This window comes from Allocoleopsis sp. (assembly GCF_036703385.1).
In the GTDB taxonomy this organism is placed as follows: domain Bacteria; phylum Cyanobacteriota; class Cyanobacteriia; order Cyanobacteriales; family Coleofasciculaceae; genus Allocoleopsis.
Map to the genome: position 1 here is coordinate 1 of NZ_DATNPA010000795.1, position 11957 is coordinate 11957.

The 11957-nt window shown below is 43.5% G+C and carries 8 protein-coding genes; 5 read left to right on the top strand and 3 right to left on the bottom strand.

Going from position 1 to position 11957, the window contains the following annotated elements; translation table 11 throughout:
- The 3 genes from V6C93_RS36960 to V6C93_RS36970 all read left to right on the top strand — a co-directional run.
- Positions 1-825, top strand: an 825-nt coding sequence (locus V6C93_RS36960; RefSeq protein WP_333481683.1) for a selenium-binding protein SBP56-related protein, incomplete at its 5' end; no start/stop codon positions are given.
- Between the two features lie 135 nt (positions 826-960).
- Entirely contained in the window at positions 961-1935 is a 975-nt protein-coding gene (locus V6C93_RS36965) for a phosphodiester glycosidase family protein (RefSeq protein ID WP_414644373.1), read from the top strand.
- A 284-nt stretch (positions 1936-2219) separates the two neighbouring features.
- Positions 2220-3146 carry a phosphodiester glycosidase family protein gene (locus V6C93_RS36970; protein ID WP_333481685.1) on the top strand — a complete coding sequence of 309 codons (927 nt, stop codon included), beginning with the start codon at positions 2220-2222 and terminating at the stop codon, positions 3144-3146.
- Between the two features lie 82 nt (positions 3147-3228).
- On the opposite strand, the gene V6C93_RS36975 is transcribed toward V6C93_RS36970, so the two are convergent.
- Positions 3229-3462 (bottom strand): hypothetical protein, encoded by a 234-nt coding sequence (locus V6C93_RS36975; RefSeq protein ID WP_333481686.1) that lies wholly within the window; start codon positions 3460-3462, stop codon positions 3229-3231.
- Between the two features lie 182 nt (positions 3463-3644).
- On the opposite strand from V6C93_RS36975, the gene V6C93_RS36980 reads away from it, so the two are divergent.
- Both V6C93_RS36980 and V6C93_RS36985 read left to right on the top strand, forming a co-directional pair.
- Positions 3645-3968, top strand: a complete 324-nt coding sequence (locus V6C93_RS36980) for a 2Fe-2S iron-sulfur cluster-binding protein (RefSeq protein ID WP_333481687.1) — start codon at positions 3645-3647, stop codon at positions 3966-3968.
- 267 nt (positions 3969-4235) lie between these two features.
- A complete protein-coding gene (locus V6C93_RS36985; protein WP_333481688.1) occupies positions 4236-10040 on the top strand; it encodes an AAA family ATPase in 5805 nt (1934 codons plus the stop codon).
- 108 nt (positions 10041-10148) lie between these two features.
- On the opposite strand, the gene V6C93_RS36990 is transcribed toward V6C93_RS36985, so the two are convergent.
- Positions 10149-11291 (bottom strand): AAA family ATPase, encoded by a 1143-nt coding sequence (locus V6C93_RS36990; protein ID WP_333481689.1) that lies wholly within the window; start codon positions 11289-11291, stop codon positions 10149-10151.
- A gap of 256 nt (positions 11292-11547) precedes the next feature.
- The coding region (locus V6C93_RS36995) for a PhnE/PtxC family ABC transporter permease (protein WP_333481691.1) at positions 11548-11957 on the bottom strand (410 nt) is incomplete at its 5' end.

The window sequence follows — 11957 nt, forward strand, 5'->3', positions numbered from 1 at the left end:
GCCCAAGGGATGCGTTTCAACTATGACTTCTGGTATCAGCCGCGCCATAACGTCATGGTCAGTAGTGAGTGGGGTGCACCGAAAACCTACTACCCCGGCTTTGACCTCAACGACGTAACGGCAGGGAACTATGGACGCCAGTTGCATTTTTGGGATTGGTCGAAGCACGAGATTATCCAAAGCTTTGACCTGGGTGAGGATGGATTAATTCCTTTAGAAGTACGTTTTCATCACAATCCCGACAGCACTCATGGATTTGTGGGGGCAGCACTCAGTAGTAATATTTGGCATTGGCATCAGCCTAACGGTCACTGGGAGGTAGAGAAGGTAATCGATATCCCTTCCGTTGAAGTAGAGGGATGGCCTATTCCCGTACCCTCCTTAATTACCGATATCCTAATCTCAATAGACGATCGCTATGTCTACTTCTCCAACTGGTTACATGGCGATATTCGCCAGTACGACATCAGCGACCCCTCAAATCCCAAACTAATCGGTCAAGTTTGGTGCGGTGGTTTACTCGGAAATGCAAGCGAAGTTCAGGGACACAAGCTGCTGGGTGGCCCGCAGATGCTTCAGCTGAGTCTGGATGGTAAGCGGCTGTATGTAACGAACTCGTTGTTTAGCACTTGGGATAATCAGTTTTACCCCGATTTAGCGAAAAATGGCTCCTATCTGTTGCAGATTGACTGCGATACAGAAAAGGGTGGAATGAAAATCAACGAGAATTTCTACGTTGACTTTAGTAAAGAACCGGCTGGCCCATCCCGCGCCCACGAAATGCGCTATCCTGGCGGTGATTGCACCTCTGATATTTGGGTGTAACTACCATTACACTCATCGGTGAGCAGAGGTTGTTTGCACTCCAACAAAACTAAAACATCCCTCTTGTGGATGCGACACTCATGCAGACCTCTGCTACACACTTGGGTCGCGAGGATATTATATTCAAGCCGTTATATGCATGACTACAAGAAACGAGTTTTATTAGGCATATCTGTGGTTTTATTCGCATCTCTCTCTTCCTGTTCGGAGAGGATATCAGAATTAGAAACAACCGATAAATCAATAGCAAGCCATCAAGCTCCATCTAAAACTTCAAGCCAACTTAAAAAAAATAACAATAATCCTCAGCAATACCATCCAAATTGCCAGCGTATCACTTTAAATTTTATACGAGCTGATAATGCAGGCACCATGAATGAGCAAGGGGCAAATTACGTGATTATTTTTGACCCTCGCGCTAAAGAACTAGAGTTCAAAGTGAGTTTGGGTATAGCCCATAACCTTTACGCTAAAGATGCTAAGGGGACATTTCGCAAAGAATATATTCCTAAACCATTTCATGAAATCATTAATGACGAGAATGCACAACTCAATGGCAGAAGACCGATCGCGGCGATTAATGGAGATTATATTGATATTGAGAATAAACCCCAAGGATTAAATATTTCTAGGGGAGTGGAATATTCCGGTGCCTTTAAAGAAAAGCGCTCTTCCTTCGGAATTTCTGGAGGAAAACCCGAACAGCGAAGGGCTACGATTCAGAAAGGGAGAAGAAAGGATAAGAGTCTAAATTACAACGTAGCAGGAGGGAATGGACGATTTTACCAAAATGGTAAATTTAAAAATATTTGTAAGGAATTGGGAGAATATGCCTGTTATCAGGAAACTAGCCGCTCTATGGCAGCGATTACTGCTAAAGGATATGTCATTTGGTTAGTGAATAACTCTTATGGCGAACAAGCGCTTTATCCAGATCAGTTTGATGATGTTCTGGAAGGGATTGCTAAAAATAACTGTTTAGGTAAGATTCAGGAAGGGATGCTGTTTGATGGAGGCTATTCTACAGCCCTCTACTTTGACAACAGAATCTATGTGGAAAATGCTAACCCAATTGGTTCAGTCTTCTTGATTTACCAAAAAGACCGCTAATGGCGATCAGGAAGCGCTGCTGTCAAGTGCAGATGGCACTCTATCGATTGAGACTGAGTTGAATCTAACGTAGAATTTAACAAACCACAGAGGCACTGAGGGCACTGAGGTAAGAGAAAGAGAGAGTGATACGTTTGAATACCATTTGGTATGAGACTCAGTTGCGACTGTAAGAACGATTGGCGTATCGTAGCACCAAAGCGATCGCTAACGATGTATTGTAAGGAGAGACTCTTAAAATGCTGGCTCGCTCAACCTAGAAGATTGGGTTTTGAAATCATTCTATGCAGGTACAAGAGAGAATATTCTTAATAACCATCGTTCTGGCTATCTTAATTAAACTCTATGCTGGCTTGGGCAATGACTCAAAATCAGCTCTGCTCAGAAGCTTAGCATCAATCAATCAATCTCCAACTCAAGAATGTCCCGTTCTTAAAAGTATTGAGCTTACCGCTACGGATAACAAAGGGAATGGAGATGAGCAAGGTACCAATTATATCATTATTTTTGATCCCAAATCTAAAGACCTAGATTTTAAAGTAAATGTGGGTCTATCTCATCAAATTTATGCTAAAGACACTAATAATAAAACCCAATTAAAATATATTCCTAAGTTATTTAGTGAACTCATCTCCGATGAAAATTCAACATTGAATGGGAAACTGCCGTTTGCCGCCATTAATTCAGATTATATAGGTTCTGACAATAAGCCCCAAGGATTAAATATTTCTAGGGGAGTGGAATATTCAGGTGCTTTTAAAAATAAGCGTTCTTCTTTTGGAATCTCAGGGGATAAACCTGAACAGCGAAAAGCTACAATCCAGATTGGCAAGAGAAAAGAGGAATTGCTTAATTACAATGTAGTAGGCGGGAACGGTAGGTTTTATCAGAATGGAAAATTTAAAAATATTTGCCCAGACTTAGGCGACTATGTCTGCGCTGGTGAAACAAGTCGCTCTCTGGTAGCCACGACTTCTAAAGGGTATGTAATTTTTTTAGTCAACAATGCCAACTTAAAGCAAGCCCTTTATCCATCCATGTTTGATGATGTTCTTGAAGGAATCGCTAAAAATTATTGTTTGGGCAAGATTCAAGACGGGATGTTGTTTGATGGCGGGTTTTCTACAGGTCTTCTTTTTGATAAGAAAATATTTGTAGAAAATACTCATCCTGTTGGATCAGTTTTCTTGATTTACAAAAAAGGTCGCTAAAAATCGATTGCTCAAGTCATTTTTAAATCTGTCGGGTGCGTCAAAGAAGGGTAACGCACCATATTTAGGTTTTGAGTGAGTCTCAATAAATTCGCTCTTGGTCTTCCAGAGTTGGCTCGGCGTCCAGTGATACCTGCAAATCCAAAAAATCTTCGATGTCTTCTAAGTCTTCAGGGTCAACGATCGCAAGCAGTCCGGAACCAACCTGCTCAAAAAGCTCAGATACCGATAGGTTAAATTTTCTGGCAATAGTCTCAACTCCATCCCATGCGTCTTGGCTGAGAGTAACTTCGTAGCGTGTCTTGATTAAATTCATTGAACTCACTCTTTTGGTCTCCGTAGTCAATAGGGCATCACGGCGATCGCACCCTCAAGAGTATCGTCTCTCATTGTAGCTCTGTCTAAGCGATCGTTCTTTATTGTAGTTAACTCAGAAGAGCAGCGCTTTTAACGTGACGTTGCGGGCTCAGCAAACGTTCCTGAAGGAAATCTCCCATTATGAAGTTCTATCAGGTTGAATTCATCAATCGCAATCACGCGATTCTCGAAGTTGCCGAAAATCAATACATCCTCGACGCCGTGGAAGCTACTGGGTTACGGTTACCTGTGGGGTGTCGGTATGGAGCTTGTATTACCTGTGCTGCACGATTGATAGAGGGTGAGGTCGATCAATCTCAGGGTGTTGCACTCAAGCCTGCACAGGAAGCAATGGGATATGTTCTGCTGTGCATTGCCTACCCCCGTTCAGATTGTAAGTTTGAAGTGGGTGCGGACTGCCAAGACAAACTTTATAGAAATCCGTTTCAGCAGGGACAGCAGTAGTCAAGAGTTAGACTGTATTTTATCTCTAAGGGTAGCTGACAGTTGAGGGTGGAGACTCTGTTGAGGCAGCAGTCGCTCAGGTAGGCGGCAAATCGCGCTGTCTGATGGCGGCTGACGCTTGGCGCGAGCACTATATATGGTTAACAGCATAAATATGCGATCGCTCATAGTGCAGCAATCGCATTTGGCACGGTACTCACGCTAACCCATCCCTATGGAAAATGGCCTTGAAGCTCAGATATCATCAAGAACCTGAAGTTTGCCGACATGACTAGCACTATAGTTACGCTTCCAGGCTATCGCGTCATTGAAAAAATCTACGACGGCACTCGAACCTTAGTGTATCGAGGGCAGCAGGAGTTAGACCAAAAACCAGTTGTGCTTAAACTGCTCAAGAGTGAGTATCCTACCTTCTCCGAACTTGTGCAATTCCGCAATCAATATACGATTGCCAAAAATCTTGACTTAGCTGGGATTGTCCAGCCCTTATCCCTAGAAAACTACCGCAATGGTTTTGCCTTGATCATGGAAGACCAGGGCTGTATCTCTCTTAAAGACTACACCACTTCCCAGCCACTGAGCTTAGTCGAGTTTCTCAACATTGCCATTCAGATTAGCCAAACCCTAGAAGGACTTTATCAAAACCGAGTTATTCACAAAGATATCAAGCCTCAAAATATCTTAATTAATCCGGAAACTAAGCAGGTAAGACTCATTGACTTCAGCATTTCTTCTTTGTTACCCAGAGAAAATCAGGAGATTCAAAATCCTAACGTACTGGAAGGAACGCTGGCGTATATGTCCCCAGAACAGACAGGACGAATGAACCGAGGGATTGACTACCGCACCGATTTCTACTCGCTTGGTGTAACCTTCTACGAACTCCTCTCTGGGCAACTCCCCTTCCAATCGATTGACCCAATGGAGTTAGTTCACTGCCATCTTGCCAGGATTCCCACTCCTCTAATTCAAGTGAATCCCAGCATTCCTCAGATGGTTAATCACATCATCATGAAGTTGATGGCAAAAACCGCTGAAGAACGCTATCAAAGTGCCTTTGGTCTGAAACATGACTTAGAAATATGTCGCCAGCAAATTGAAGATATCGGCAATATTTCACCTTTCCCCTTGGGACAGCGAGACATCTCTGATCGCTTTTTCATCCCTGAAAAACTCTATGGTCGGGAAACAGAAGTCACTACCCTATTAGCGGCCTTTGAGCGCGTTAGCCAGGGGAACACCGAAATGATGTTAGTGGCAGGCTTTTCGGGAATTGGCAAAACAGCCGTTGTCCATGAAGTCCATAAACCCATTGTACGGCAAAGAGGTTACTTTATTTCAGGGAAATTTGACCAATTTAAGCGTAATATTCCTTTCTATTCTCTCGTGCAAGCCTTCCAAAAGCTGATGGGACAATTGCTCACGGAAAGTACGGTCTCTCTACAAGAATGGAAAACCAAAATATTGTCCGTCTTGGGTGAGAATGCTCAAGTCATGATTGATGTTATTCCCGAACTAGAGCGGCTGATCGGCAAACAACCAACTGTAACAGAACTCGAAGGGGGTGCCGCTCAAAATCGGTTCAATCTGCTGTTTGGAAAGTTCCTCCGAATATTTGCGACGAAAGAGCATCCCTTGGTCATTTTCCTCGATGATTTGCAGTGGGCTGATTTGGCTTCTCTGAAACTGATTCAATTGTTAATGGCTGACACAGATACCCACTATCTTTTACTGATAGGAGCCTATCGGGATAATGAAGTCAGCCCTGCCCATCCCCTCAGGCTGACTTTGGAAGAAATTCATAAGAATAATGATCACCGAGCCACCTGCCCTAAAGTAAATCAAATTGTCTTAGAACCACTTGGTCGCAACAATCTAAATCGCTTGATTGCCGATACTTTGAGTTGCCCCTTAGAAAGAGCTGTTGCTCTAACAGAACTAGTATTTAATAAAACCAAGGGTAACCCATTTTTTACCAATCAACTCCTTAAATCTCTCTATCAAGATGGGCTCATCTTCTTTAACTTTTCTGAGGGGTATTGGCAGTGTGATATAGCTAAAGTCCGAGCGCTTTCCGTCAGTTCCGATGTGGTTGAATTTATGGCTTCTCAGTTGCAAAAACTACCAGAGAATACCCAGAACGTCTTAAAACTAGCGGCTTGTATTGGTAACTCATTTGACTTATCCACTCTTGCGATCGTACATGAGAAATCCCAGGCTGAAACCGCCGATGACTTGTGGAGGGCATTACAAGAAGGGTTTGTATTACCGATTAGTGAGATTTATAAGTTCTTTCATTCAGAGGGTAATGAGTCAACGAGCTACGCCCATGCTACGCAACCGTTCATGGGTAATCGTGAAGAGTTATCCCCATTATCCATTTACAAATTTCTCCATGATCGAGTACAGCAAGCGTCATATTTTCTGATTCCCGAAGCCGATAAACAGTCAACTCATCTCAAAATTGGACAACTGCTGTTGAGCAATACAACCGCCAAGAAACGGGAAGAAAATATATTTGATATTGTCAACCAGTTGAATATGGGGGTGGAGTTAATCCATCATCAAACTGAGCGAGATGAATTAGCTGAATTAAATTTAGTGGCTGGGCGTAAAGCGAAGGCTTCTACAGCTTATGCGGCTGCACTTCGGTATTTAACAGTAGGGATGGAATTACTCGCCGCTGATAGCTGGGAGAGTCAATATAATTTGACGCTAGCACTCTATGTAGAAGCAGCAGAAGCCGCGTACCTCAGCACTGACTTTCAGAAGATGGAACAATTAGTTGAGCTGGTGCTGCAACAAGCCAACGCGCTGTTAGATCGGGTGAAAGTCTATGAAGTCAAGATGCTCGCCTATGTTGCCCAAAACAAGCTCATGGAAACGGTAAAAACTGGGCTACAAGTTCTGAAGCTGTTAGGCATTACCCTACCAGAAAATCCAACAAAATTAAATGTTTTACTGGGTTTATTTAGAACAAAGTGTACTTTGTGGGGAAAGCAGATCGAAGATTTAACCCATCTGCCGGAAATGACTGATCCAAACCAGCTGGCTGCCATGCGGATTTTATCCACAGCATCGACTTCTGCTTATTTCGCCGTTCCTCTACTATTGCCACTCATTGTATTTAAACAAGTTAATTTATCGCTTAAATATGGTAACGCTTCCTCTTCTTCCTATGCGTATGTAGGCTACGGGTTAGTTCTCTGCGGTATTGTGGGAAATATTGAGACGGGATTTAAATTTGGTCAACTTTCTTTAAATGTACTGGCACGGTTCAATGCTAAAGAATTAAAAGCGAGAATTTTACAAATTGTTAATAGTTTTATTAGCCATTGGAAGAAGCCTGTTCAGGAAACATTAGCTCCCTTATTAGAGGCTTATCAAAGTGGCCTAGAAACCGGAGATTTACAATATGCAGCTTATTCGGCTTATGTTTACTGCTCTCGTGCGTATTTTAGTGGTAGGAATTTGGCCGTTCTTGCCAAAGAATTTGCATCCTACAATCAAGCGATCGCAAATCTCAAGCAGGTAACAGCTCTGAATTATAACCAAATTTATGAGCAGGTGGTTTTAAACCTGATAGGCGAGGCAGAAAATCCCTGCCATTTAATGGGTAAAAGTTACAACGAACAGACAAGACTACCGCTTCATCAGCAAGCGAATGATAGCACAGCAATGTGCGTTTTATATATCAATAAACTTATCCTCTGTTACCTATTTCAAGAGTATCAGCAGGCTTTTGATCATGCCATTCTGGCAGAAAAATATATCGGTGGTGTTACATCTACGTTACCGTTGACAGTCTTCCATTTTTATGATTCTCTTGCTCGACTGGCAATCTTGAATGATGCGACTCAGTCTGAAAAAAAGCAGCTGTTGCGCAAAGTGCAAGCCAATCAGAAAAAGATGAAAAAATGGGCCCATCATGCCCCGATGAACTATCTGCATAAATTTTATTTGGTGGAGGCAGAGCGATGTCGGCTTCTCGGTAAAAATGTTGAAGCCATGCATTATTATGATCGCGCCATCTCCCTCGCCCAAGCGAATGACTACGTTAACGAAGAAGCTCTTGCTAACGAACTGGCAGCCCAATTCTATCTCGCTTGGGACAAAGATAAAATTGCCCAAGTCTATCTAACAGATGCTTACTACGCTTACGCCCGCTGGGGAGCCAAAGCTAAAATTGAAGATTTGGAAAAACGCTATCCCCAATTACTCGCCCCCATACTGAACCGTGAAACAGTTGTACACACAGGTGAGACACTGTCCCGCATGGCAAACGGAACCCTCAATTCCAGCCATTCCGGAAATTCAGCGGCTCTGGACTTGGGAACAGTTATTAAAGCATCCCAAGCTCTATCGGGGGAAATTCAGTTCCATCGGTTGCTTTCCACCTTAATGCAAGTGGTGATTGAGAATGCGGGAGCCTCTAAAGGCTCTCTCATCTTGCAAAAAGCCAATAACTGGGTGGTTGAAGCGATCGGCATCAGTGGTCAACTTGAAGCAACTGTACTGCAATCCATTCCCATCGAGTCCAGCCAAGAGATTCCTGCTAGTTTGATCAACTATGTTTCGCACACCGCTGAAACTCTGGTGATTAACGATGCCACGATTGAGACAACCTTTGCGGCTGATCCCTACATTATCCAGCATCAACCCAAATCGATCTTGTGTACCCCAATTATCAATCAAGGTAAAGTCATTGGCATTCTTTACTTGGAAAATAATCTAGCGCCAGGAGCATTTACCTCTAATCGATTGGAAGTATTAAAAGTCCTATCTTCCCAAACCGCTATCTCTATTGAAAATGCAAAACTCTACTCAGAAGTCAAAGATAGTGAGCGGAGGCTGACTCAATTTTTAGAAGCGATGCCAGTGGGTGTGGCTATTTTGGATGCATTCGGCAAACCCTACTACGCCAATCGTGTGGCTGTTCAGTTACTGGGTAAAGGGGCTGTACCCGAAGCGACAACCGAGCAACTCGCGGAAGTTTATCAAAACTATATTGCAGGAACCGAGCAGCTATATCCCTCCGAAAATTTACCTCTTGTGCGGGCTTTGCGGGGGGAAAGTGCCACCGTTGATGATATAGAAATCCACCAAGGGGACAAAATTATTCCTATCGAGGGTTGGGGAACCCCCATCTTTGATGAAAAGGGCAATATTTCCTATGCCATTGTCGCGTTTCAGGACATCACAGAACGCAAAAAAGCAGAAGCCGAACGAGAACGGTTTACTTCAGAATTGTTTCAACTCAACCAGGCTTTCTCACACTTTGTTCCGCGTCAGTTTCTCCAATTCTTGGATAAGTCAAGCATTGTCGATGTCAAATTAGGCGATCAAGTGCAGAAAGAGATGTCGGTGCTGTTTTCCGATATTCGCGACTTCACCAAGCTCTCGGAACGTATGACCCCCCAGAATAATTTTAAATTTATCAATGCCTATCTCAGTCGCATGGAACCTGCGATCGTGGAAAACGGTGGTTTTATTGATAAATATATTGGTGATGGAATTATGGCTCTGTTTAGCGGTAGTGCTGATGATGCCGTCAAAGCTGGGATTGCGATGCTGCACCGATTAGCAGAATATAATCAACATCGCTCCAATTCGGGTTATATACCCATTCAAATTGGCATTGGTATTAATACAGGTTCTTTGATGCTGGGTACAGTCGGGGGACACAATCGGATGGATGGCACCGTTATCAGTGATGCCGTTAATTTAGCCTCTCGCGTTGAACAATTGACGAAAAATTATCAAGTATCATTATTAATCACTCACCAAACTTTGTCGCACTTAGAGAATCCGGCTGAGTATGCTATCCGCCTAATTGATCAGGTAAAAGTTCAGGGCAAATCAGAATGGGTGACGCTTTATGAAGTCTTTGATGCCGATGCCGCTGAAGTTCGAGAAGGTAAGTTAGCTACGGCAGCCCTATTTCAAGAAGCCTTGAGCCTCTACAATCAGCATTCTTTCCAGGAAGCAGCACAACGCTTTGAAGATTGCTTGTACCAAAATCCGGGGGATAAAGTGGCTCAAATCTATCTAAAACGTTGCCGTCAAATGTAGTAACAAATTTCAGCCTGCACAGGCTTGCTGCCCGCACGACATATCCCATCCCTGACTTCGCGATTGGTTTCAACCCAAAATCCAAAATCCTTGCATCGGTTGACTAGCTTATTCACTCCTCAAAATTCCTAACCCAGCAACTCGTTCAATATAATCAGCTAAATCGATAAAATCTTCCCGTGGCTTGCATTTACCTCCTATTAGTTTGAAGGCTAATTCACTACGTGGTACTTCTGGGTTTTCCAGGCAATGAATACCCCAGTAGTAGAGCTGATCGCTTGAGCGAATACAGACTTGTTCGGGTTCAATGCAGTGGAATTTTTCATCCATCGCCTTGACTTCTTCATAAGCCTCGAAAAAAACACCCTTCAAAATCTGCATTTGTCGCTTAGTCGTCGGCCTAAAGTTGTTGACAAGTATGAACAAATGAGCATTCGTGTTAACTTTTCGGATATCCTTAACCGTATCTTTAATCACCTGACCGTGCTTATTAATTCCCAGCGGATTAAACGTTGTGGGTATAATGCAATAGTCGAATTTCTTGACTAACTCTTCAGGGTTGCGCTCAAAGGCCGGTGAGCAATCACAAATTACTATTTTGGAGTCACGGGCGGCATCTTCATCCCAAGCGTCTTTATCATAGACTTCTATACTCTCGCCAACACTTTGCGGTTTAGGAAGATAAACGCCATCCCCTATCAACTTCTGAAGATTTTTTTCCGGGTCTAAATCCACCAGCGCCACATTGAATCCCTGAAGCGCAAATGCTCCAGCTAAATGCGCAGCCACTGTGGTTTTTCCTACTCCACCTTTGCATGTAAAAACACCAAAATAAATCTTATCGGGCTTGGGTGGCTCAGGCGGAGACATATCCGGATTATCGTTAATCCAAATAATCTCATTTTGAGCAGCAATACCGCAGAGAATCGTAAGATTTTGCCCCCAGGTTCTAATCAAAGCGCGTGCTGACCCACCATAACCCTGTGTCGTGATGAAAAAACCACAGTTAAATTTTCGACCCGCGTTGGTGTCTAAAAAATCAACAAATTTTGAAAGCTGTGGCTTCTGAACAGGACTTTTTAACCATTTAACCTGAACAGCCCCCACCTGATTATCTTTTTTGATAATCAAATTGTAATTAGCATTGTTTACTATTTCGACCGTCCACCCCTCCGTCTGGAAAAGTTTTGCCACATGCTGCTCGAAGTGGACGAAGTCTTTTGTGAAAGATGGCTCGGAAGATGACGGCATAAGAGCAATGTTCAGGGTTTGCGTTCATTTAAGGACGTATTTCACAGTAACTATAGCAACTTAGTCAGACGTTTTACTCTCTTACCTAATCGAAAAATAAGGCAGAGGACAGAAGGCACCGGAGCTCATACGAGGAGGCGGAAGGGATAATAATTTTCATTTCTACTCCTACTCCTACGGCCCTAATCCCATAAAGACTAACTATTTAGCCTGCTGTTCACTGTTCACTGTTCACTGATACTAGTTTGCCTCCTCATTACCTGAGCGTCCGTCGCACTGAGGCACTGATGAGGTCAACGAAAAAGGTGAGTCCGAAAAAAACAATTAAAGTGGTTAGGAGACCTTTGTAGTCAAAGCTACTAAGTTGCTCGGTAAGAAGACGGCCTAATCCTCCTGCACCGACTAAACCGACAATTACGGTGGCGCGGATGCAGACTTCCCAGCGGTAGAGGATGTAAGCGATAAATCGGGGGAGGGTGAGGGGTAAGACGCCGTACAGGAAGACTTGAGGGCGAGTTGCACCCAAGGCTTTGAGCGATCGCAACGGACGTTCATCCAGATTTTCCACCACTTCTGCCATTAGTCGTCCCAGAATACCGAAGTTGTGTAATGCAAGTGCGATCGCTCCTGGCAAAATCCCTGGAAACATGACAAACAGAAACAGTA